The organism is Streptomyces spinoverrucosus, assembly GCF_015712165.1.
Taxonomy (GTDB): Bacteria; Actinomycetota; Actinomycetes; order Streptomycetales; family Streptomycetaceae; genus Streptomyces; species Streptomyces spinoverrucosus_A.
The window spans coordinates 4,847,583-4,869,899 of sequence record NZ_JADPZX010000001.1; the positions used below are offsets into that span (position 1 = coordinate 4,847,583).

17 protein-coding genes are annotated in these 22,317 nt (G+C 72.4%); 8 read left to right on the top strand and 9 right to left on the bottom strand.

Features of this window, described 5'->3' with window-relative positions:
* Positions 1-24: 24 nt before the first annotated feature.
* The 5 genes from I2W78_RS22055 to I2W78_RS22075 form a co-directional block, all read right to left on the bottom strand.
* On the bottom strand, positions 25-4,206 hold the full coding sequence (locus I2W78_RS22055; RefSeq protein WP_196461994.1) for a CHAT domain-containing protein: 4,182 nt from the start codon (positions 4,204-4,206) through the stop codon (positions 25-27).
* 17 nt (positions 4,207-4,223) lie between these two features.
* On the bottom strand, positions 4,224-4,997 hold the full coding sequence (locus I2W78_RS22060; RefSeq protein ID WP_196461995.1) for a hypothetical protein: 774 nt from the start codon (positions 4,995-4,997) through the stop codon (positions 4,224-4,226).
* A 73-nt stretch (positions 4,998-5,070) separates the two neighbouring features.
* Positions 5,071-6,660, bottom strand: coding sequence for a transporter (locus I2W78_RS22065; RefSeq protein ID WP_196461996.1), 1,590 nt, complete (start codon positions 6,658-6,660; stop codon positions 5,071-5,073).
* Complete coding sequence (locus tag I2W78_RS22070) at positions 6,657-7,448, bottom strand: ABC transporter ATP-binding protein (RefSeq protein ID WP_196461997.1); 792 nt, start codon at positions 7,446-7,448, stop codon at positions 6,657-6,659. Before I2W78_RS22070 ends, I2W78_RS22065 begins: the two co-directional genes overlap by 4 nt.
* A gap of 39 nt (positions 7,449-7,487) precedes the next feature.
* Positions 7,488-8,141 carry a bifunctional DNA primase/polymerase gene (locus I2W78_RS22075; protein WP_196461998.1) on the bottom strand — a complete coding sequence of 218 codons (654 nt, stop codon included), beginning with the start codon at positions 8,139-8,141 and terminating at the stop codon, positions 7,488-7,490.
* A gap of 254 nt (positions 8,142-8,395) precedes the next feature.
* Here I2W78_RS22075 and I2W78_RS22080 point away from each other — a divergent pair, with 254 nt between their 5' ends.
* Both I2W78_RS22080 and I2W78_RS22085 read left to right on the top strand, forming a co-directional pair.
* The gene (locus tag I2W78_RS22080; RefSeq protein WP_196461999.1) at positions 8,396-9,781 is read left to right on the top strand and encodes a transcriptional regulator; all 1,386 of its coding nucleotides are present in this window, start codon (positions 8,396-8,398) and stop codon (positions 9,779-9,781) included.
* Between the two features lie 200 nt (positions 9,782-9,981).
* On the top strand, positions 9,982-11,796 hold the full coding sequence (locus I2W78_RS22085; RefSeq protein ID WP_196462000.1) for a hypothetical protein: 1,815 nt from the start codon (positions 9,982-9,984) through the stop codon (positions 11,794-11,796).
* A gap of 11 nt (positions 11,797-11,807) precedes the next feature.
* Here the strand turns inward: I2W78_RS22085 and I2W78_RS22090 are convergent, their stop codons facing one another.
* A complete protein-coding gene (locus tag I2W78_RS22090) occupies positions 11,808-13,169 on the bottom strand; it encodes an ABC transporter substrate-binding protein (RefSeq protein ID WP_196462001.1) in 1,362 nt (453 codons plus the stop codon).
* A gap of 189 nt (positions 13,170-13,358) precedes the next feature.
* Between I2W78_RS22090 and I2W78_RS22095 the strand changes: the two genes are divergently transcribed.
* Both I2W78_RS22095 and purU read left to right on the top strand, forming a co-directional pair.
* A complete protein-coding gene (locus I2W78_RS22095; protein ID WP_196462002.1) occupies positions 13,359-13,805 on the top strand; it encodes an SCO4402 family protein in 447 nt (148 codons plus the stop codon).
* Positions 13,806-13,865: 60 nt separating this feature from the next.
* Entirely contained in the window at positions 13,866-14,750 is an 885-nt protein-coding gene (purU, locus tag I2W78_RS22100; RefSeq protein ID WP_196462003.1) for a formyltetrahydrofolate deformylase, read from the top strand.
* Positions 14,751-15,216: 466 nt separating this feature from the next.
* On the opposite strand, the gene I2W78_RS22105 is transcribed toward purU, so the two are convergent.
* Both I2W78_RS22105 and I2W78_RS22110 read right to left on the bottom strand, forming a co-directional pair.
* The gene (locus tag I2W78_RS22105; protein ID WP_307783731.1) at positions 15,217-16,461 is read right to left on the bottom strand and encodes a zf-HC2 domain-containing protein; all 1,245 of its coding nucleotides are present in this window, start codon (positions 16,459-16,461) and stop codon (positions 15,217-15,219) included.
* Positions 16,458-17,030, bottom strand: coding sequence for a sigma-70 family RNA polymerase sigma factor (locus I2W78_RS22110; protein WP_196462004.1), 573 nt, complete (start codon positions 17,028-17,030; stop codon positions 16,458-16,460). The genes I2W78_RS22105 and I2W78_RS22110 overlap by 4 nt, the downstream gene beginning before the upstream one ends.
* A 339-nt stretch (positions 17,031-17,369) precedes the next feature.
* Here I2W78_RS22110 and I2W78_RS22115 point away from each other — a divergent pair, with 339 nt between their 5' ends.
* Together I2W78_RS22115 and I2W78_RS22120 are read left to right on the top strand one after the other, a co-directional pair.
* A complete protein-coding gene (locus I2W78_RS22115; protein WP_196462005.1) occupies positions 17,370-17,750 on the top strand; it encodes an STAS domain-containing protein in 381 nt (126 codons plus the stop codon).
* Between the two features lie 135 nt (positions 17,751-17,885).
* Positions 17,886-18,398 carry an EF-hand domain-containing protein gene (locus I2W78_RS22120; protein ID WP_196462006.1) on the top strand — a complete coding sequence of 171 codons (513 nt, stop codon included), beginning with the start codon at positions 17,886-17,888 and terminating at the stop codon, positions 18,396-18,398.
* Here I2W78_RS22120 and I2W78_RS22125 read toward each other — a convergent pair.
* The gene (locus tag I2W78_RS22125) at positions 18,382-19,893 is read right to left on the bottom strand and encodes a class I adenylate-forming enzyme family protein (protein WP_196462007.1); all 1,512 of its coding nucleotides are present in this window, start codon (positions 19,891-19,893) and stop codon (positions 18,382-18,384) included. The genes I2W78_RS22120 and I2W78_RS22125 overlap by 17 nt on opposite strands.
* A 97-nt stretch (positions 19,894-19,990) precedes the next feature.
* Here I2W78_RS22125 and I2W78_RS22130 point away from each other — a divergent pair, with 97 nt between their 5' ends.
* Positions 19,991-21,184: an amidohydrolase family protein gene (locus I2W78_RS22130; RefSeq protein WP_196462008.1), complete on the top strand. Its 1,194-nt coding sequence runs from the start codon at positions 19,991-19,993 to the stop codon at positions 21,182-21,184.
* Positions 21,184-22,317: an acyl-CoA dehydrogenase family protein gene (locus I2W78_RS22135; RefSeq protein ID WP_196462009.1), complete on the top strand. Its 1,134-nt coding sequence runs from the start codon at positions 21,184-21,186 to the stop codon at positions 22,315-22,317. Before I2W78_RS22130 ends, I2W78_RS22135 begins: the two co-directional genes overlap by 1 nt.

Sequence of the window (22,317 nt, forward strand, 5' to 3'; positions counted from 1 at the left end):
CAGGCACTCCCTCCACCGCTCCTCTCAACCGACTCTTCCCTCAATCCGGTCGAGGCACCGCAGCACCGCCCCCGTCACCGCCCGCTGCGTCGGCTCCCGCAACCGTCCCGCGAGCCCCGGATCGCGGCTCCCGGCGAGGATCTCCTCCAGCACCGGGGCCAGCGCCCGGAGGGCGGGGTCGGTGTGGAAGCCGTCGAGGCCCGCGCGGTTGACGTCGGCGGTTCCCTGGTGACCGGCGGCGGTGGCGACGAAGTTGCCCAGGGCCAGGCCCAGATGCATCGCGGGCCACAGCTCGGCGGCCACCTCCTCCTCGCCCCGCAGCACCCTGAGGGCCCGGTGGGCCACGTCGGCGTCCAGCGGCCCCAGTGCCGCTGCCACACCCGGGTCGCGCTCCCCGTCGAGAATCCGGCGCAGGACGTCCGTCACGGCCGCGAACTGCGGTGCCATCGCCCCGTACCGCGCCAGGTGCTGACGCAGTTTCACCCTGGCCGCCGTGTTGCCGCGCTCGGCGGAGACGAGGGCCGCGATCGCCGGCTCCCACACCATGCCCCACACCGCTGCCGCCGACGCGGCCGCACCGGCCTCCCCGCGCGCCTTGCGCACCAGCTCCGCCAGCGCCTCCCGCACCCGGCCGCCGTCGGGCCCCAGCCGGTCGAGCAGCCGCCCCAGGTCCACCCCGGGAACCTGCGCCACGCGCGCGTACAGCGCGTCCGGATCGGCGGGCAGCTGCGCTCGCGCCCCGAACTCCCGCAGATCGCCCGCGACCGCGTCCAGAGCGCGGGCGGTGCGGCCGCCGCCGGTGAGGACGCCCAGCAGCGCCCCGGCGAGATGGTGGGCGACCGCGCCGGAGCCGTCCCGCGCGTGGGAGTGCAGGTAGCTGCCGAAGTTGGCGTGGCTGATGGCGATGGTCGCGGGGACGCCCGCGCGATAGGCGTACCGCAGGCAGTCCCGCCCACGGGCGAGCGCCACCTCGCCGCGCCCGCGCGCGTCCGCCACGTTGGCGAGCGCGCCGAACACCTCGCCCATGTGCAGATCGTCGGCGGCGGCCTCGAAGACCTCCCGGCACTCCTCCAGCAGCGCCAGCGCCTCCTCGGTACGGCCGAGCCGCAGCAGCGGCATGTACGCCGGCATGCGGGCCTGCGCGAGTTCGGCGGGCGGCGCGCCACGGCCCGCCATGGACGCGCACAGCTCGGCGTTGTGCTCCAGCGCCCGCCGCCACTCCTCGGCGTCCACGGCGGCCCGCTGGGCGGTGTCGCACAGCTCCTCCCGGACCTCCCACCACAGCACGCCCTCCGTGCCGGCTCCCTCTCGGGGCAGCTCGCGCATCCGCCGCAGCAGTACTGCGGCCTCGGCCACCACCTGGCCGGACTCGCCCCGTTCGACCAGTACGTGCAGCCGGTGCACCTCGCCCAGCAGCCGCGTCCACACACCGAGGTCGGACTCGCGCGCGTGCGCGATCTCCGCGTCGGCGAACGCGAGTGCCTCGTCCAGCCGCCCGGTGCGCAGACACAGCCCCGCCAGCGAACCGGCGGCCACGGCGGCCGCCGTGTGGTCGCCGCGCTCCAGCGCCTCCGCGAGCGCCGTCCGGGCCTGCCGTTCGGCCGCCGCCGGGTCGGCCGCCCACAGCACCTCGGCCAGCGCGCCGCGCGGCGGCGGGACGCCGGTGCCGGAGGCGGCGAGGGCGGCGAGCTGCCGCAGCACGGGCAGCACCCGGGCCCTGGTCGCGCGGCTGCCGTCCCGGCGCAGTACGGCCTGCAACAGCGCCTCGGCGCCCTGCCACATCCGCAGCCGGATCAGATAGGGAGCCGCCGACAGGCCCGCGCGCGCGAGGACCGGCCCGGCGAGATGGGCGCCCTCCGCGTCGGTGCCCTCCCGGGCCCACGCCATCTCGAAGACCCGCACCCAGTACCCGGACATCCGCGTGTCCACCAGCTGCCGGAACGTCTCCCCGGCCCGCGCCCGCCCCTCGGCGGCGACGGCGGCCTGGATGTCGTACGACTCCCGCGGCCCGCGCGGCGACGGTGCGGGCCGCCGGGTGAGCAGCCCGCAGGTCACGAGGGTGTCGAGGAGCGGGTCGAGGGGCTGGTCGGGGTGGCCGAGGCCGGCGCGCAGTTCGGGCCAGTTGTGGTCGAGGGCCGGGCGGGTGCGGTCGGGCTCCTCCAGGCAGCACAGGACGTGGAACAGGTCGCGCGGGGCGCGGCCCAGGGAGTCGGCGATGCCGTCCGCCCAGACCCGCAGCACGCGCGCGTAGTCACCGTCTCGCGCCGCCGCCCGGTCGGCCGTGAAGAAGCCCTCGGGTGCCCCGCCGGCCTCCGCCCAGGCCTGCCCTGCGGATCCCAGCAGCGCGGTGAGCCGCGCCGGGTCGGCGGCCTGGCCGTCGGCGAGTTCGAGCAGCTTGGGGTGGCCCCGGGTGACGTCCAGCAGGCCGGTGAGACAGCGGCGGGCGGCGGCCGGCGTCATGCCGGGCACGCGGCCGTCGGCCAGGCGGGCGAGGTGGGGGAGTTCCCGGACGAGGAGCAGGGCCTCGTCCGGGTTCAGCAGGTCGACCGGTTCCGTCGGGATCCGTGGGCCCGGCCCTGGCGGGCGTACCCGGCCGGTGAGGATCAGCCGTCCGGGTCCGGCATGCGCCGACAGGGCGGCGAGCAGGGCGCCCCAACGCTCGTCGCGCCACGTGCCGTCCGGGGTGAGGAGCCCGTCGAGGTGGTCCACGACGAGGAGGATCCGCCGCCGCTCCAGGCAGCGGGTGACGGCGGCCGTGAACTGTCCGTGGTCGTCGAGCAGGGCCGGCAGCCCCGGTACCACCGCCTCCAACGCCACCGCGAACTCGGCGAGGACCGCCCGCGCATCCGTCTCCGCCCGCTCCGGCGCCTTGAACCAGAGGACCTCGTCGAAGGCATGCGCATGCGTGGCCACCAGCTCCCGCGCACAGGCCGTCTTCCCCACGCCGGGCATGCCTTGCAGCAGTACGCCACACAGGCCGCTGCGCGAGGCGAGGGCGGCGCCGGTCCGTGCCATGAGGGGGACGCGGCCCACGAAATGGTCGGGGAGGGGCGGCAGTTCGGGTCGATCGATCCGGGGCGTACGCCGAGGCGGCGCCGCCATCCTCAGCCCGACGGCCCGTGCCCCGAACAGCGCCGGTGTCCCCGCCTCCAGCGCCGAGTCGCCCTCCGCGAGCACCCCGCCGAGCGCCTGCGGCAGCGGTAGGCCCTCGATGATCAGCCGCCGGTACAGCCCCTCGGCCAGCGCGATCGCGAACCGGTCCGCCACGGGGTACCGCATCGCCAGCACCGCACACCCGAGCCGCTCGACCAGTTCCCCGGCCAGCGCGCCCACCACGTCCGAGCGAGCCCCCTCGTCCACCGGGACCCCGGCCGTCGGGACCCCCAGCGCCCGCCGCTGCTCCCGTACGGTCAACGCCCCCGACCAGCACGCCGACACCGTCACCAGCGACACCCCGCGCGCCACGCCCAGCAGTGCCCCCAGCTCCTCGGCCGGGATCCGGTCCGTCCCACCGGCCTCGGTCTCCAGCAGCAGCTCACCGGGCGCCCCGTGCCCGGACACATGGACGACGTCCCACCCCTCGGCCAGCACCTCCCGCAGCCGCTCCCGCGTCACCCCGTACTGCAGCGTCCGCACCTCGACGTCCCGCCCGGCACCGGCGAACAGCCGGGTCAGCGCCAGTCGCTCCCGTCGCAGGTTCAGCGCCCGGCTCCCCGCCGGCTGGCTGAACAACGCCAGCACCCGCACCGGCCGCTCCCCGCCCACGGGTTCGGGTGGCTCGTACGAGTCCCCGACCTGCATCACCAGGTGCACACCCCGCTGAGCGAGGGGCCGCCCGTCGACGTGGGCGAGTTCCAGCGGTACGTACAGCAGCCGCCGCGCCCCGGGCACCTGCGGCGGCACCACGACCCGTACGACCACCGGGGCGGCCGACCGCAGCACATCGGCGACGGGCCCGAGGACCTCCGCGCCGATCCACGCCCCCACCTCCCGCACGATCTCCCGCTCCCGCTCCACCCGCTGATCGGGCGCGGCATGCCGCCGCACGTAGTCCGGGATGTCGAGGAAGGCCTCGTACGGTGCGCAGTCGGGGTCGAGCCGCACCTCGTGCCGGGCCAGTACGCGGCCGCCGTCCGGCTCGGTCAGCTCCCACCGCCAGCGGTTCAGGCCCGCGAAGTCGTGTACCTCAAGGCGCAGTTCCGCCACCTGTGGCCCCTCGCGGCTCAGATGCCGAGCGTTCTGCGCAGGTGGCGGATCCGTTCGGCCGCCCCCTGGACGGAGCCGTAGGCGGGGTGGGTGCGGGGCAACTCGCGCAGGGCCCGCTCGTACAGGGCCTGCGCCTCGGCGGCGTGAGAGATCTGCCCGCTCTGCACGAGGCCGAGCAGTGCCCCGCCGAGGTTGACCAGCCGCACCGCATGCATCGGATCGTGGTCCGGGGTGTGGTCGAGGGCGGCGCGGGCATGGCGTACGGCCTCCTCCAGCGCGGCCGGGTCGGGGAACTTCTGCGCCCGGCGGAGCAGCGCGTTGGCGAGGTTGGACTCCTGCCCGGGGTGTTCGGGGTGGTCGGGCGGCAGGAGGTCGAGGCAGCCGCGGTAGAGGGCGATGGCCTCGTCGATGTCCTGTTGCCGTCCGCCCCGGTCGAAGGCCTCCTGGAGCGAGGTGGCCAGCGACGACATGTGCCGGCTCAGCTCGGGGTCGCCGGGCGGTGAGGCGTCGACGGCCTGACGCCCGTACGCCACCGACCGGTCCAGCAGCCGTACGTCCCGCTCCCGCTCCCAGCGCAGCCGGTACAGCATGCACAGCGCGGACAGGCTGGAGGCGTGGTGCGGATCGTCGGGCGGGTAGTGGTCCTTGGCCTGTTCCGCCGCCTGGATCGCCCGGCGGAGCAGGCCGGGGTCGCCGGTCCGCCCGTAGGTCAGCCGCAGTTCGTCGGCGGTGCCCAGCGGATCGTCGTCGCCGGGCTGCGTTCCCCTGGACTTGCCGAACCATCTGGCCACTCGCGCCCCCAACGCCGACTGCCGTCTCCGGATGGTAAGCCCAAACGGCAAGTGAGTAACAGGAGTTGACTGCTCACCCCTTGCTGACCGCCGTCAGGATCTCCGGCAGCCGCTGAGCCGTGCGCGGCGCCGCCAGCCGCAGCCCCAGGTAGCTGAGCGCGGCGCCGTACGCCGTGCCCGCCGGCAGCAGCAGCCGGCTCCACGTGTCCCCGTCGGCGCTGGTGTGGACGAGGATGGTCAGGACGATGACCGGCGTGCACAGCAGGGCCGCGGCCACCATCCCGCCGAAGATCGCGATCCAGGCGAGCCCGACCTGGCCGGGCGCCACGTTCTTGTAGCCCTCCTGCGGGATGGAGTACGGAAAGCGCGCCGAGGTCCAGGCCCCGGTGGCCAGCATCGCGCCGAGCAGCGCGAACGACAGCCCCAGCACCTCGGGCAGCCTGGGCCAGTCGCCGAGCATCGCCGTGGTCAGGACGGTGACGAGCGTGGCGTACGGCAGGGTGATCACCAGCAGGGCCAGCGCACGCGCGCGGAGTTCGACGTACGCGTCCCGGGTGGAGGAGATGGTCATGGCGACCATCCAGAACGCGGACGTGTCCTGCCCGAACTGGTTGTACATCTGGATGCCGAGCATGCCCGCGGCGAAGCACGCGAAGTAGATCGACCCGGTGCCCTGCAGCGCGTTGAACACCGGCACGATCAGCCCGATGGCCAGCGAGGTCACCCAGGCCGCCTTGGTCTTCGGGTCGCGCCACACATACCGCAGGCTGCGCTCCATCACTGTCCCGGTCCGCCCGCCGGGCAGCAGCCGGGCCGTCGCGGTCGACGACCGGTCGCGTACGGCCGTGTCGGTCATCGCCTGGACCGTCGAACCGTCCGGCGAGGTCATCAGCCGGTTCAGATGCCGCGCCCACACCGCGACCAGCGCCGCCAGCGCCAGGGCGGTCAGCGCGAGTTGGGCGACCGCGATGCCGTACGACCCCCGGCTCGCCGCGTCCACCGCCCCGAGCGCCGACGCGGGCGGCACCCAGCGCAGCACGTCGGCCGCCGGTTCGAGCTGCCCCAGCCCGGCCGAACCGAGCCGCTGCGCCCCGAAGTTGACCACCTGCGCGCCGACCGCGATGACGAGCCCGCTGAGCACCGCCAGATCGCGTCCCTTGCGGCTGGTCAGCAGCCGGACGTTGGCGGCGGCGACGGCCCGCGCGAGGGCCACGCAGACCAGCAGCGCCAGGACGACGGCGACGACCGAGACGACGTACGCCGCCGCCCCGTGCGCCACCGCGATCACCGAGCCGGCGAGCATGCACACCGTGAACAGCGGCCCGATACCCACCAGGGAGGCCGCGAGCAGCGCCCGCACCAGCGGCCGGGGCCGCAGCGGCAGCATCACCAGCCGGGTCGGGTCGAGCGTCTCGTCGCCGCCGGGGAAGAACAGCGGCATCACCGCCCAGCCCAGCGCCAGCACGGCCACCAGCAGCACGATCACGGCGTCGGCGTGCGCGTTGCCGCGCAGCAGGATCAGGCCGAGCAGTTGCAGCGCGGCGAACAGCAGGGTGACGACCGCGGACGCGATGTAGGCGGCGCGCCGCCCGGCGGACTGCCGCAGACCGTTGCGCAGCAGCGACAGTTTCAGCTGTACGAGGGTCGTGGTGGTGCTCGTCATCGGGCGCCGCCGCCGAGCCAGTCCAGGTCGGAGCCGGTGTCCCGGTCGTGCGCGCCGACGAGTTCGAGGAAGGCCTGCTGGAGCGTGGCAGCGTCGCCGCGGACGTCGGCGAGGGGGCCGTGGGCGCGGATCCGGCCGGCGGCCATGACAGCCACCCAGTCGCACAGGGACTCGACCAGTTCCATCACATGGGAGGAGAAGACGACGGTGGCGCCGGACGCCGTGTACCGCTCCAGCACCCGGCGGATGGTCTGCGCGGACACCGGGTCGACGCCCTCGAACGGCTCGTCGAGGAACAGCACCTCGGGGTTGTGCAGCAGCGCGGCGGCGAGCCCGATCTTCTTGCGCATGCCGGTCGAGTAGTCGACGACCAGCTTGTGCTGCGCACCGGCCAGATCGAGGACGTCCAGCAGCTGGGTGGCCCGCATGTCGACCTCGGCGCCGGGCAGGCCGCGCAGCCGGCCCGTGTACGCCAGCAGCTCCCGCCCCGACAGCCGCTCGAACAGCCTGAGCCCTTCCGGCAGCACCCCGATCCGGGCCTTGACCTCCACCGGATCGCGCCACACATCGTGCCCGGCGATCTCTACGGTCCCCTGATCGGGCCGCAGCAGCCCGGTCACCATCGACAGCGTGGTGGTCTTCCCGGCCCCGTTGGGCCCGACCAGCCCGACGAACCGCCCGGCGGGCAGTTCCAGATCGATCCCGGCGACGGCGATCTGCTCCCCGAACCGCTTCCAGAGCCCTTGTATGCGTACCGCGGCGGTGTCCACCCGTGCTCCCTGGTTCATGGGAGAACCCTAAGGGGAGCTGTTGTGGCGGGGCCTTGGTCAGCGATCCCGTCCGCAGGCGTACGCGAGGGGGGAGATGAGCTCCTCGGCGTCCGGAAGCCAGCGGTTCGCGGGGGTGGGGCGGCAGGCCCACTGGACGGCGCCGCGGGAGCCGTAGCGGGTGGGGGGCGCGGCGACGTAACTGCCCTCGCCGAGGGCGACCAGGTCGAGCGACCCGAGCGACCAGCCCAGCTTGCGCACCAGGTCGGGGACCTTCACCGACGCGCCCGGCAGCACGAAGAACTGCATCCGCCGGTCCGGGGCCAACGTCACCGGCCCCAGCGTCAGCTCCATCCGCTCCATCCGGGCGAGCGCCAGAAACCCGGCGGTCTCCGGCACGGAGATCGCGTCGAACGTCCGCCCCGTCGGCAGCAGGATCGACGCGTTCGGCTGCTTCTGCCACATCCGCCGCGCGACCGTCGCACTGCCGGTCGCCTGCGTCGCCCAGTCCGGCCGTGCCGGATGCGCCCCCGGCGCACCGCACGCGGCGTCGCCGCAGGAGCAGCGCTGCACCCCGTCGGCGGCTTCCAGCCAGGTGCCGGGGAACACGTCCCAGTGGCGCTCCTCGGCGTAGCGAACAGCGGTGTCCAGCAGCGATTCCCCGCGCTGCTTCGGAATCTGTGCGGCTTCGGTGGCCGGGATCGTCTCTTCCACGCTCAACTCAACTCCCAGCCCAACCTGGGGTTACGGCCGGACCGCGCGCGGGGGAGGAGCATCGATTCGGCATCCGGGGCGCATGGGTGCACGTCTGGGGGCGCGCAGGAGGATCCGCGGCAGGAGCTGGGTAGCCAGGTGTGGGGGCGGCAACCGCCTTTACCCCGGCAATCTTCAGTAATCCTCGCATGACTGGCATTTCGCGCATGTTCGCGGGGCATTGATCTTCACGGCCGGAATTCAGGGGGTACGCCATGGCAGCAAGGCCTCTCGTCGCGCGGCAGCCGAACGAACGGTTGCAGGCGCTCATCCAGGAAGCGGGTTGCTCGAACGCCGGGCTGGCCCGCCGGGTCAACATGTGCGGCGCCGAGCACGGTCTCGACCTGCGCTACGACAAGACGTCCGTGGCCCGATGGCTGCGCGGACAGCAGCCGCGCGGACGCGCGCCGGCGATCATCGCCGAGGCGCTCGGCCGCAAACTCGGCCGTACGGTCACGATCGACGAGATCGGCATGGCCAACGGCAAGAACCTCGCCTCGGGTGTCGGCCTCCAGTTCTCGCCGACGGTACTGGGAGCCATCGAGCAGGTCTGTGAGCTGTGGCGCAGTGACGTGGGGCGCCGGGACTTCCTGTCCGGTTCGTCCGTCGCGGCCTCCGCGCTGGTCGAGCCGAGCCGCGACTGGCTGATCTCCGCGCCCGACGCGCAGGTGGCGCGCTCGGCGGGCCCGCGGGTGGGCCAGTCGGACGTGGCGGCCGTGCGGGCGATGACACAGGCGCTGGTCGACCTGGACCACCAGTACGGCAGCGGGCATGTGCGCCCGGTCGTCGTGCACTACCTCAACAGCGTCGTCTCGGGGCTGCTGGCCGGGTCGTACCGGGAGGTCGTCGGGCGGGAACTCTTCGCGTCCGTGGCGCGGTTGACCGAACTCGCCGGGTACATGGCGGTCGACACCGGGCAGCCGGGCCTCGCCCAGCGCTACTACATCCAGGCGCTGCGGCTCGCACAGGCCGCCGGTGACCGGGGCTACGGCGGCTATGTGCTCGCCGCGTCCATGAGCCACCTGGCCGCGCAGCTCGGAAACCCCCGGGAGATCGCCCAGTTGGCGCGGGCGGCGCAGGAGGGAGCGCGGGGGCGCGTGACCCCGCGCGCGGAGGCCATGTTCCACGCGGCCGAGGCACGCGGGCACGCCCTGATGGGCGACGCGCGCGCCGCCCAGGCGGCCTCCGGGCGCGCCGTGACCGCCATGGAGCACGCGGACGACGCCTCCGGCGACGACCCGGCGTGGATCGCGCACTTCGACGAGGCCTACCTCGCCGACGAACTGGCCCACTGCCATCGCGACCTCGGCCAGGCCGAGGCGGCGGCGCGCTGCGCGCAGGAGTCCCTCGACGGCCACCCCGAGTCCCGCGCGCGCAGGCGGGCGATCGGCTATGTGCTGCTCGCCACAGCGCAGGTGCAGCAGCGCGAGATCGAACAGGCCTGTCACACGGGACTGAAGGCGGTGGAGCTCCTGGAGACCCTCCGCTCCAACCGGGGCGCCGAGTATCTGGACGACTTCCAGCAGCGGCTGGAGCCGTTCCAGGAGGAGTCCGTGGTAAGGGAGTTCGGGGCACGGCTGGACCTCCAGGCGGCCGCGTGAAAAGTGCCTCGCGCGTGCGTGAACGTGCGGGAAACGAGGGCCGGGGGAGCAGGAGGTGACATAAACAGCGTGCCGCGGGCCGGTTTTGTTACAGCGGTCACAGGGCAGGAGGTCAGGTCCTGTGCTGCGTGGCAACCGGCTCGGGGGACCCGGTAGCGTGAGCCGACGATTCCGATGGTCCCCCATTCGTAGGAGTCCCGGTGACGCAGAGTGGACAGGGCGAGGAGCCCTCGGCGCGGCCCGCGCGCGAAGGCATCGTGCTGCCCTCCGACGGTGGCGAACCGCTGCTGCCGGGTATGACGGGTGGACCCGCCGACCGGCCCGTAGGCCCGCAGCACGGTGCCCGTCCCGGCGGCCCCACCCCGGCCTCGGCACCGCCCGGCGGCCAGGCCTGGGGCCAGCCGTGGGGCCCCGAGCAGCACCAGGCCCCGGCCCCGCCGCCGGGCCAGGACTGGCAGACGCCGCCCGCCGAGCCGTGGAGCTCTCCGCAGCAGCCGGCTCCTTGGGGCGCGCAGGACCAGCCGGGGCCGCTCCCCCAGGAGGGGGCGCACGGGCAGTCGTACGGCGGTGGCGCACAGCAGTCGTACGGCGGTGGCTCTGAGGCGTCGTACGGCGGTGGCGCACAGGCGTCGTACGGGGCGTACGGGACGCCGGGCCAGGGTGCGGCGTCCCTGCCGGCGCCGGGGGCCTCGGCGCCGCTGCCGCCCGCGGGGCATGGGGCGCCGGGTGCGTCGCTGCCGGCGGTCGACGACGGGGCGACCCAGTACATTCCGCCGGTCGCGGCCGCGTCCGGCGACGAGGGGGCCACGCAGTACATTCCGCCGGTCGGGGGCGCTCAGTACCACGCCCCGGGTGCGCCCGACGGCGCGACCCAGTACATCCCGCCCGTCGCAAGTGGGCCCGCTGACGAAGGCGCCACCCAGTACCTGCCCCCCGTCCCCGCATCCGGACCTGCCTCCGCCGATGAGGGGGCCACGCAGTACATCCCGCCGGTCGGGCCGGGCGCCCTGCCGCCGGAGATGCCGTCCGGTGGGCCCGCGGACCGGCCCGCCGAGACGACGACGTATCTCAGGCGGGCCCGCGAGGGCGGCGCGGCGGGGGCCGGGCCCTTGCCCGCTGCCTCCGGGGCCGATGCCGAGGCCACCCAGTACATCCCGCCCGTGTCCGGGCAGGGGGCGTACGGCGACCGGCAGCCGCCCGCCGAGTTCGACAACCTCTTCCGCGGCGGGCCCGGCGGCGGGAGCGGCCAGGCCGGGGCCACCCAGCACATGCCCCGTTACCAGGGGCCGCAGGGCGCCGGACATGCCGCCACGCAGCCGTCGTACGCCGCCCCCGGCCCGGACCGGGGGCGGCGCGCCTCCCGGGACGGCGGGCGCCGTACGGGCTCGAAGGTGCCGCTCATCGCGGCCTGCGGCGTCGCTATCGCCGTCGTCGGGATAGGCGCCGGCGCGCTGCTCGCGGACGGTGGCGGCGCTGAGAAGAACGACGATCCCAAGCCCGTGTCCGCCACGGCACCCGCGACCGCCGAGACCTCCGCCGCACCGTCCGCCGACCCGGCCGAGCAGCAGGCCGTCGCTCTGGACAAGCTGCTCGCCGACAGCGGCGACAGCCGGGCCACGGTGATCAACGCCGTCAACGAGGTGAAGTCCTGCGGCAACCTCGCCCAGGCCGCCAAGGACCTGCGCGGCGCGGCCGAGCAGCGCAACAACCTGGTCACCCAGCTGTCCGGGCTCAGCGTCGACAAGCTGCCCGACCACGCCGCGCTGACCGCCGCGCTCAACAAGGCCTGGAAGGCCTCCGCCTCCGCCGACAACCACTACGCCGCCTGGGCCGACCAGGTCGCCGGGCAGAAGGGCAAGCTCTGCAAGAAGGGGCAGGCCCGCGCCACCGGCCAGACCGCCGCCGGCAACCGGGAGAGCGGCATCGCCACCACGCAGAAGGCCGAGGCCGCCAAGCTGTGGAACGCGATCGCCCGGACGTACGGCCTGACCGAGCGCCAGCCGACCCAACTGTGAGGCGGGGCCGGTCAGCCCTGTTCCTCGGCCCCCTGCAGGGTCTTCGTCACGTCGATGGCGCCCTGGCGTGCCGCCACCAGCTGGCCGTCCTTGACCTGCTGGAGGGTCACGTCGGTGTTGACCAGGCGCGGGAAGCCGACGGAGGCCAGCACGTCCTGGAACTGCCAGCGCAGGGTCGGGGTGAGTCCGCCCGTGGTGACCTTGAAGCCGTCGTCCAGGGTGCGCCGTACCGTGTCGGACGACACCTCGCCGTCGCCGAGCGCCTTCAGGGCGGCCTCCAGGACGGTGTAGGCGATCCAGGTGGTCTGCACGCCCGCGTCCGCGGGGTCGATACGGGTGTCGGTGAAGGCCTGTTCGCGGATGACCTTCTTCATCCCGTCCCAGCGCTTGTCGGCCTCCACCGGGTACCAGCCGGTGATGTACGCCCCCTCGTACGGGCTCGACGCGCCGCCGGTCGCGTCGATGACCGTCTGGTCGACGCTGCCGAGCACGGTGCCCATGCGCACGTCGGGGTAGTCCTCGCGGGCACGCCGGAAGGAGTCCATGAAGGTGTTGGTGCGGTCGCCGAGCGCCGGCACCACGCAGCCCGGGTCCGTCGGGTCCGTGGTGGCCCGGTCCAGGGCCTGCTCGGACTGCGAGGAGTACTCGGTGGCGTCCTCCGCCGCGCGCACGTCGGTCACGTTCTGGTGGCCGCCCGCCTCAAGGCCCGAATTGAGCAGGTTGGGAAGTTCGTCGCCCGCGATGGTGTCCGGGCGGACCAGTGCGACGGGGCCGCAGCTGCTCGCGAGTTGCCTGCCGAGGCCGGCCAGCAGCGCGGGCTGGCCGCCGTTGACGGGGTAGGACAGCGGGCTGGTGAACTCGGCGTTCGTGATGCCGTAGCCACCTATGTACGGTATGCCCGCTCCCTCCAGGATCGGGAAGAACGTGTCGGCGAACTGGCTGTAGGAGCCGACGACCGCGACGACCTTCTCCTTGACGGCGCGGCGGGCGCACTTCGCGGCGTTCACGCTGTCGTTGCGGTCGTTGCAGTTGATGACCTTGAGCTTGCGGCCGTTGATGCCGCCGTCGGCGTTGACGTGGCGGGCGTAGGCCATGGCCAGGGCCGGCATGCCGGGCTTGTTCGTGGCGTTGGTGTCCTGCGGTGCCCAGGTCATGACGGTGATCGGGTCGTCCCCGGCGCCCCCCGTGAAGCCGGGGATGACCCCGCATCCGGCGGCGAGCGACGCGCACGCCACCAGGACACCCGCTGTGCGCGCTGTGCGGACTGTCCGCGCTTTACGCGTTTTGCGTGCCTTGCGGGCTTTGGGTAGAGCTCTGACGGGCCTGGTGAGGGTCGGGAGGAATGTGCTGCGGGTGCGTCGCCTGCCGGTCATGCATCCGCACGATTCCGCCACATCGCTAACCCGTGAGTGACCCTCGGTCAACGGGAGGTGACGTCCGGGTGAATTGCGGGGTCCGGTGAACGAGGCGTGGCGAGGAACGTACGATCGATGACCGTGCAAGGTGTGCAAGGTGTACAAGGTTCGGCGAACTCTTCCCGTCGCGGGCATCGCTCATCCACGATGGGTGGCATGCCACTGAACGACATGCCGTGGTGGCGCTGGCGCAGCAATGTGCGCTCCGCGCTGCACATGCTCTCCGATCCGGCGTTCCAGCGGGACGTCTGGCTGGCCGGTGTCGACGGGTACGGGGACGTCACCGACGCCGTGTACCGGTTGGTCGAGGACACCTGGCTGGACCACTGGTCCGCCGAGAAGTACGTCGGGACGATATTCCGGGACTCGCAGGAGGCGGCGCTGGTCGATACCGCGGTGCTGCGGGTGCTGCGGATCATGCATCAGGTGGGGCCGGATGCGCCGGTGTCCTCGTACCTGGAGCATCAGGCGTGGCCGGAGGCGGTGCGGGCGGCTCGGGACGCGCATGTGCGGATGGCTGTGAGTGACGGGGAGGATCCGGAGGGGGCGCCTCGGACGCTTGAGGTGCTGCGGATATTGACGCGGTCGGCTTAGTTTCGGCTTGGTTTCGGCTTGGTTTTTGGGCGATCAGGTCCGTGTGGGACCCTGTGGTGCATGAACGCGCAGTCCAACCGAGCCGAGGCCGTGCCGGCCGATCAGTACGTCCTCACTCTGTCGTGCCCGGACAAAAAGGGCATTGTGCATGCCGTGTCGAGCTATCTGTTCATGACCGGGTGCAACATCGAGGACAGTCAGCAGTTCGGTGACCATGACACGGGGCTGTTCTTCATGCGGGTCCACTTCTCGGCGGACGCGCCGGTGACGGTGGAGAAGCTGCGGGCCAGCTTTGCGGCGATCGGTGACTCGTTCCAGATGGAGTGGCAGATCAACCGGGCCGACGAGAAGATGCGCATTCTGCTGATGGTCAGCAAGTTCGGGCACTGTCTGAATGATCTGCTGTTCCGGGCGCGGATCGGGGCGCTGCCTGTGGAGATCGCGGGTGTGGTGTCCAACCACACGGATTTCGCTGAGCTGGTGGGGTCTTACGGGATTCCGTTCCACCACATTCCTGTGACGAAGGAGACGAAGGCGGAGGCGGAGGCGCGGCTGCTGGAGATCGTCCGGGAGGAGGGGGTGGAGTTGGTGGTGCTGGCTCGGTACATGCAGGTGCTGTCGGACGATCTGTGCAAGCAGCTGAGCGGGCGGATTATTAATATTCATCACTCGTTCCTGCCTAGCTTCAAGGGTGCGAAGCCTTATCACCAGGCGCATGCGCGGGGTGTGAAGCTGATCGGGGCGACGGCGCACTACGTGACCGCGGATCTGGATGAGGGGCCGATCATCGAGCAGGAGGTCGAGCGGGTGAGTCACGGTGTCACGCCGGATCAGCTGGTCGGGATCGGGCGGGATGTGGAGTGCCAGGCGCTGGCTCGGGCCGTGAAGTGGCACGCCGAGCGGCGGATTCTGCTGAACGGGCGGCGGACTGTGGTGTTCGCTTAGGCGGTGCCTGCGGCGGCCTGTAGCTCTTCGGTGGGGGTTGCTGTAGCGCCTGCGGTTCGGTGGGTGGTGCGGGGCCGTGCCGGGGGGTGTCCGTCCTCGGAACGGCGCGGAATCGGTCACTTACCAACTCGCCCGGGTTGACGCGCCAACCGCTGCGGGCGGACACCCCCCGACACGGCCCCTTCCGTGCGTACGCGGGTGCGGCTATCGCAGGCCCAGCGGGGGGTATGTGGTGCCGCTCAGCCGTGGGCGCCTGCCGTCCAGTCGCGGGTATGTGGTGTCGCTCAGCTGTGGACGCTTGGGCCGTCCAGCCGTGGGCAGTCGTGCCGCTGGGGCGGCACGGGCGGGCGCGGGCGGTACCCCGCCGCGCCGGGGTGCGCAACGTCCCGGCCTAGGTGCGGGCGGCGGTACGCCCCGTTGTGCCGGGCTGCGCGATGGTCCGTCGGCAGCTGTAGCGGCGGGGAGGCTACATGCGGCTCAGGGACGCTGTTGCCAGGAGGACCTCTTTGATGGCCTCGCGGTCGCCCAGTTGGCCTGTTGCCGCTTCGTCGGGGGAGACGTGGCCCGCGGCCAGGCGGCAGAATTCGGCGCCGTCCAGGGCCACGTGGGCCACCTCGTGGTCGGCGGAGCCGATCGCTGCGGGGGAGTCCAGGGGGATCAGCCACTCGCCGCCGCCCGAGCCCTCGATTTCCAGGCGGAGGGTGCGGCCCGGCTTGCCGGCGGGGACCAGGTGGCGGGGCGTTCGGGCGGGGGACGCCAGGCCCGCGCGGCGGCGTTCCGCGAGGGTGGTGGGGAGCAGACGGGCCGCCAGGTCGATCATGCGGTTGAGGTGGCGGGCCGACGGGGGGTCGTAGGGGTAGTCGACCGCTTCCGCGATGTCCTCCGCGTGTACCCAGCATTCGAAGGCCCGGTCGATCATCGCGTCGTGCAGCGGCAGCTCGCAGTCGCCGTACGGTACGTCCAGCTTGCCCGCGCCGCCGCCGGTGAAGGACACCGTGCGCACGATGCCGTGGCTCTGTTCGCGCCAGGGGGCCCGGACGGTGCGGGTCGGTGGGAAGTGGGAGGCCTGCCAGTAGGCCTCCGTGCGGCCCGTGGGGGTGTGGGTCGCGGTCGCGGTGTCGCCGAGGGGGTCGTCGAGACCCAGGGCTGTGGAGATCAGGCCGTCCACCGCCATGAGGTGGGCGATGACGCCGGCGACGGTCGTGCGGCGGCTGGTCGGCTTCGTGCCGTCGAACCAGCGCAGGCGTACGGGCGCGTGCCACTCGGCCTCGCCGAAGTCCTGGAGGAGGGCGTCGAGACGGGCGGTCTCGGCGTCGTAGGCCATGGCCCACTCGGGGACCGGGATGCGTGGTGGGCGTCGGTCGAGGCAGGACTCCAGGACGCGGGTGCGCAGGCCGGGGTCGAGGTCGAGGCTGTCGGGGCGTTGCAGCAGGCCGACTGCCTCGCGGAGCCGGCGGGCCTCGTCGGCGCAGCCGCCGCACGTGCCCAGGTGGTCCTCGACCGCCGTCGTCTCCTCGGGCGAGCAGGCGGCCAGCGCCCAGGCGCCGAGGAGGGACTTCAGTACGTGGTGTTCGAGGGGTGGTGGGTCGAGGGTGGGCAGGGGGAGGCCCGTGTCCTCGACCGAGGATCTCGGCATGGGTATACGGGGCTGGGTGGGTGAGGGGTCCTTGTCCTCGTCGTGCGGCTCGTGCTCGTGGTGGTCCTCTGTCACACCGCACCTCCGTGTCCGGGCGGTGTGCCGGCGTCGTGGGCCGTGGAGAGGAGTTGCAGGCCCAGGCGGAGACGGCGGCGTGCCTCGTCCTCGGTGATGCCGAGGTCGGTGGCGGTCTGGCGGTAGTCGCGGCGCTGGAAGTAGGCCCGCTCCAGGGCGGCGCGCAGCGGGGCCGGCATGGACTGGACGATGTAGTCGGCGCGGGCGGCCACCGAGGCGTGGCGGACCTTGCGTTCCAGTTCCTCGGAGGAGCCGTGGCCGGTCTCGGTGAGGGCGGCGGTCTCGGTGGCGCGCAGGCGTTGCACGGCCATGCGGTGGGTGAGGGTGGCGACCCAGGAGCGCAGGGGGCCCTGTTTGGGGTCGTAGGCGTCGGGGTGCTCCCAGAGGTGGGCGAAGACGTCGCGGGTTATGCCGTCGGCGGCCCGCTCGTCGCCGAGTACGCGGTGGGCCAGGCCGTGGACGAGGGAGGCGAAGCGGTCGTAGAGCTCGCCCAGGGCGGCCGCCTCACCGCGTGCGAGTCGCTGCTGCATCTTGCGGTCCCAGCGGGGCGGTGCGTCCTTCTTCGCCATGTGGCCCCCTCGCCGTGCTCTGTGTCCAGCCTGCGTTCATCGCCACCTCGAATGTAGTCGGCACGTCTGACAACGCACGCCCCTTTGTGGCAATGCGCGCCCCATGATGAAGCGCAGGTGGTAGTGCGCTTTCGGGCCGCGCCTACCCAGCGTGCAGAGGACCAGGCCTGATCGAATCGGATCGAATGCGACTTAATCAAGCCTTTTTCGTTCGGCTTTCGTTTGCGGCAGGGTGTTTCAGGGCACGGCCGGTGGGCAGCCGCGCCGCAAGGAAGCGTAGGGACTGATTCCGTTTCCGGGTGGTTCCGGCCGTTTCCGCACGTTCCGGCGACGAAGGGCATGGTGGTGGCGTTCAAAGTGACCGGCGATGAGCAGGGCGAGTGGGCCGTGCTCCAGGTGTCGGGCGAGCTGGACCTGGTGACGTCGCCGGTGCTGCGTCAGCGGGTGCACGACGCGGTGGCCGAGGGCCGCCACAGTCTCGTCCTCGACCTCTCCGAGGTCTGGTTCTGCGACTCCAGCGGCGTGGGTGTGCTGATCGCGGCCCGGCGGCTGCTGCGTTCCTGTCAGGGGCGGCTGCGGCTGATACTTCCGGCCCAGGGCGCGGCCGACGGCTCGCACGTCAACCGCGTGCTCGGCGCGCTCGGCGTACGCCGGCTGTTCGACGTGCACCCCGATCTGCCGTCCGCGACCTCGGACGACGCCAGTCCCCTCTCCGCGTGAACTCTCTGCCACACCGTTGTTCCAAAATTCCCCCGGTCTTGGCACAACCGTCGTTTTCCCGCTCCTGAACGGGCTGCGGCGTCGTACGCTCCCTGGCGAGACGCACCCGACATGACGTGAGGCGGCCTGAAAGACATGGTCAGCAGCGAGTACGAGCGCAGGATCGCGGCCCGGTTCGCCACCTTCGACCAGGACGGCAACGGCTACATCGACCGCGAGGACTTCAGCGGCGCGGCCAAGGCGCTGCTCGCGGAGTTCGGCACCGCGTCCCGCTCCGACAAGGGGCAGGCGCTGTACGGCGGCGCGGAGGCCTTCTGGCAGGGCATGGCCGGGATAGCGGACCGAGACGGTGACCAGCGCATCACCCGGGACGAGTTCGTCAACGGCGCCGTCAAGCGGCTGCGCGACAACCCCGACCGGTTCGCCGAGATCGCCCGCCCCTTCCTGCACGCCGCCCTCGACGTCGCCGACCCGGACGGCGACGGCGCTGCCACGGTCGAGGACCTCGCGCGCGTGCTGCAGGTGCTGGGCGTGCCCGCGGACATCGCGCGGACCGCTGCCACCACGCTCGACGGCGACGGCGACGGCAAGGTGAGCGAGGCGGAGATCATCCCCGCGTTCGCCCGCTACTTCACCGTTCCCGAGTAGCCGAGAAACGCTCCCTGAGCTTGTACTTGAGCACCTTCCGCAGGGTGTCGTTGCGCGGAAGGGCGTCGACCACTTCCAGTTGCTCCGGCAGCTTGTGGACCGAGAGTCCTTCCGCGCGCAGGTACGCCGTCACCTCCTCCAGGGTCAGGGGCGTGGTTGCAGAAGGCTGTTCGAGTACCGCGCAGACACGTTCCCCGCGGTCGGCGTCCGGCAGGCCGATCACCGCCACGTCCGCCACCGCCGGATGCCGGTGCAGCAGGTCCTCGATCTCCTTGGCGGAGATGTTCTCCCCCTTGCGGATGATCACGTCCTTGAGGCGGCCGGTGAGGACCAGGTGTCCGCTTTCGGTGAGATGCCCGAGGTCGCCGGTGCGCAGGAAGCCGTTCTCGTCGAAGGCCTCCGCCGTCTGCGCCGGGTCCAGATAGCCCCGGCAGACGGCCTCCCCGCGCAGCCGCACCTCGCCTTCGACGATCCGTATCTCCATGCCCTGGGGCGGCCGCCCCTCGGTCGTCGCCAGGTTCTCCGGGGTGTCGTCCGGCGCGCCCATGGTGATCATCGGTACCTCGGTCATGCCGTATCCGTGGGTGAGCTGGACGCCCATCTCGCGGACGACGGCGTGGTAGACCTCCGGCGGCTTCGGCGCCCCGCCGCCCGCGAGCAGCCGCAGGGAAGGGACCACGGGCGTCCCCGGCTGCTTGCGCTGTTCGGTGAGGAACATCGAGTAGAACGCCGTCGAACCGCCGGCGAGCGTCACCCCGCGCGCGCGGTACGCGGCCAGCGCGTCCGGCAGCGCGAACTGCTCGACCAGCAGCGCCGGGAAGCCGTACACCAGCAGCATCACCGTGTAGTCGGGGCCGCCTATGTGCGCGTACGGGAAGGCGATCGACCCCACGTCGTCGGCGGCGGGACGCAGCGCGTGGGCCAGGCAGCTGCCGCCCGCGATCAGGGAACGGTCCGTGTGCAGCACGCCCTTGGGGTCGGAGGTCGTGCCGGACGTCCAGTAGATCCAGCGCACATCCGTACCGCGGTCGGGTGGCGCGGGCAGCACCGAGGGGTCGCCGTCGGGCAGGTCGTCGTACGCCTCGAAGACACCCTTCGCGCCGAGTCGGCGGGCCATGCCGGTGTGGTCGAAGCCCCGCCAGGTGCCCGGTACGGCGAAGTACTCGGCGCCCGACTCGCGCAGCGCGAAGCCGACCTCGCGGTCGCGCAGGAACGGGATGAGCGGGGTCTGTATGGCGCCCAGGCGGGCCAGCGCGAAGGACAGCACCGCCGTCTCGATCCGGGTGGGCAGCTGCCAGGCGACGACCGTGCCGGGGCGCACGCCCATGCCGTACAGGCCGGCCGCGGTCCGTTCGGCGCGGTCGCGCAGGGTGCCGAAGGTCAGGGTGCGGTCGTCCTGGAGGAGGACGGGGCGGTCGGGGGTGAGGCGGGCGCGGTGGTCGAGCAGTTCCCACAGCGTGCGGGAGGAGCTCAGGGAGTGCGGGCTCTCGTTCACGGGTGCCCCCTGCTTGGCTGACGACTCGTCAGATGACATGCTATCTGACAGGCCATCAGATTGTGCCTCACCTGGACGCAGCCCGGCGGAGGGGACCATGACCGAACTGCCCCGCATCATCAGCGTCGACGACCATGTGATCGAGCCCGCGCACCTCTTCGAGACCTGGCTGCCGGCCAAGTACCGGGAGCGAGGTCCGCAGCCGCTCACGGCGGGCATCGGTGAACTCGCCTACGTCGGCGGCAAGTACCAGATCACGATGGACCCGGAAGGCCAGCCCACCGACTGGTGGATCTACGAGGACCTGAAGTTCCCGTACAAGCGCAACATCGCCGCCGTCGGCTTCGACCGCGACGAGATGACCCTGGAGGGCATCACCCGCGAGGAGATGCGGCGAGGCTGCTGGGACCCCAAGGCGCGGCTCGCGGACATGGACCTCAACCACGTCGAGGGCAGCCTCTGCTTCCCGACCTTCCCGCGCTTCTGCGGGCAGACCTTCGCCGAGGCGCACGACAAGGAGGTCGCCCTGGCCTGTGTGCGCGCCTACAACGACTGGATGGTCGAGGAGTGGTGCGGCGACAGCGGCGGCCGGCTCATCCCGCTGTGCCTGATCCCGTTGTGGGACATCGACCTCGCCGTCGCGGAGATCCGGCGCAACGCCGCACGCGGCGTGAAGGCCGTGACCTTCTCCGAGATCCCCACCTACCTGGGGCTGCCGTCCATCCACTCCGGGTACTGGGACCCGTTCTTCGCGGTCTGCCAGGAGACCGGGACGGTGATCAACATGCACATCGGGTCGTCGTCCCAGATGCCGGCCGCCTCCCCGGACGCACCGCCCGCCGTGCAGGCCTCGCTGTCGTTCAACAACGCGATGGCCTCGATGATGGACTTCCTCTTCAGCGGGGTCCTGGTGCGCTTCCCGCGCCTCAAACTCGCCTACTCCGAGGGCCAGATGGGCTGGATCCCGTACGCCCTGGAGCGCGCCGACGACGTCTGGGAGGAGCACCGCGCGTGGGGCGGTGTCCGGGACCTGATCCCGGAGCCGCCGTCCACGTACTACTACCGGCAGGTCTTCTGCTGCTTCTTCCGCGACAAGCACGGGGTGGCGTCCCTGGACGTCGTCGGGCGCGACAACGCCACCTTCGAGACCGACTACCCGCACGTCGACTCCACCTTCCCGCACACCAAGGAGGTCGCCCTCGACCACGTCAAGGGCCTCGACGGCGAGACCGTGTACAAGCTGATGCGGGGCAACGCGATCCGCATGCTGGACCTCGACCTGGACCGGTAGTGGACCTGACGTACACGCCCGAGGAGGAGGAGTTCCGGGCCCGGCTGCGGGAGTGGCTGCGGGGCGTGCTGCCGTCCCTGCCGCCCAAGCCGTCCCCGGACGACTGGCCCGGGCGGCGCGCGTACGACCTCGGGTGGCAGCGGATGCTGTACGACGCCGGGTACGGGGAGGTCCACTGGGGCGCGTCCCCGACCGTGCGGCTGATCTTCCTGGAGGAGACCGAGCGGGCGGGCGCCCCCTATGTGGGCGCCAACTTCGTCGGGCTGCTGCACGCGGGGCCCACGATCGCCGCCGAGGGAACGCAAGCGCAGCGCGTCCGCTGGCTGGCGCCCATCCTGCGCGGCGAGCAGGTCTGGTGCCAGGGCTTCAGCGAACCGGACGCCGGATCCGACCTCGCGGCCCTGCGCACGCGCGCGTGGCGGGACGGCGACGACTATGTGGTGAGTGGGTCCAAGATCTGGACTTCCCATGCCGAAGTCGCCGACTGGTGCGAGCTGTTGGTGCGCACGGACCCGGAGGCACCCAAGCACCGGGGGATCAGCTGGCTGGCCATGCCCATGGACGCGCCGGGCATCACCGTACGGCCGCTGCGCACGCTGGCCGGGTCGGCCGAGTTCGCCGAGGTGTTCCTGGACGAGGTGCGGGTGCCGGTCGCCAACCGGGTCGGGGACGAGAACGACGGCTGGCGGGTCACCATGGTGACGCTGTCGTTCGAGCGCGGCACGGCGTTCGTGGGCGAGGTGGTGGCCTGCCGCCGGGTGCTGGTCGAACTGGCCTGTCAGGCACGCGAGAACGGCCGCTGGGACGACCCTGTCCTGCGCCGGAGGCTGGGGCGGCTGAACGCCGAGTTCAGGGCGCTGTGGCGGCTCACCCAGTGGAACGTCAGCGAGGCGGAGGCCTCGGGCGGGGTCCCCGGTGTGGGCGGTTCGGTTTTCAAACTGAGGTACTCGCACGCGCGTCAGGACCTCTACGACACCGCCGCCGACGTCCTGGGCGCCGAGTCGCTGGACCTGGACCGGCCGTGGGTCCTCGACCGGCTGTCCTCGCTGTCGTACACCATCGCGGCCGGTACCTCGCAGATCCAGCACTCCATCGTGGCCGAACGGATCCTCGGCCTCCCGAGGGGGCGGTAG

Coding starts and splice junctions, on each gene's coding strand:
- I2W78_RS22080 (WP_196461999.1), top strand. CDS start 8,396: ATGGCAGCAAGGCCTCTCGTCGCGCGGCAGCCGAACGAACGGTTGCAG.
- I2W78_RS22090 (WP_196462001.1), bottom strand. CDS start 13,169: ATGACCGGCAGGCGACGCACCCGCAGCACATTCCTCCCGACCCTCACC.
- I2W78_RS22115 (WP_196462005.1), top strand. CDS start 17,370: ATGGTGGTGGCGTTCAAAGTGACCGGCGATGAGCAGGGCGAGTGGGCC.
- I2W78_RS22130 (WP_196462008.1), top strand. CDS start 19,991: ATGACCGAACTGCCCCGCATCATCAGCGTCGACGACCATGTGATCGAG.
- I2W78_RS22065 (WP_196461996.1), bottom strand. CDS start 6,660: ATGACGAGCACCACCACGACCCTCGTACAGCTGAAACTGTCGCTGCTG.
- purU (WP_196462003.1), top strand. CDS start 13,866: ATGAACGCGCAGTCCAACCGAGCCGAGGCCGTGCCGGCCGATCAGTAC.
- I2W78_RS22070 (WP_196461997.1), bottom strand. CDS start 7,448: ATGAACCAGGGAGCACGGGTGGACACCGCCGCGGTACGCATACAAGGG.
- I2W78_RS22095 (WP_196462002.1), top strand. CDS start 13,359: ATGGGTGGCATGCCACTGAACGACATGCCGTGGTGGCGCTGGCGCAGC.
- I2W78_RS22120 (WP_196462006.1), top strand. CDS start 17,886: ATGGTCAGCAGCGAGTACGAGCGCAGGATCGCGGCCCGGTTCGCCACC.
- I2W78_RS22110 (WP_196462004.1), bottom strand. CDS start 17,030: ATGGCGAAGAAGGACGCACCGCCCCGCTGGGACCGCAAGATGCAGCAG.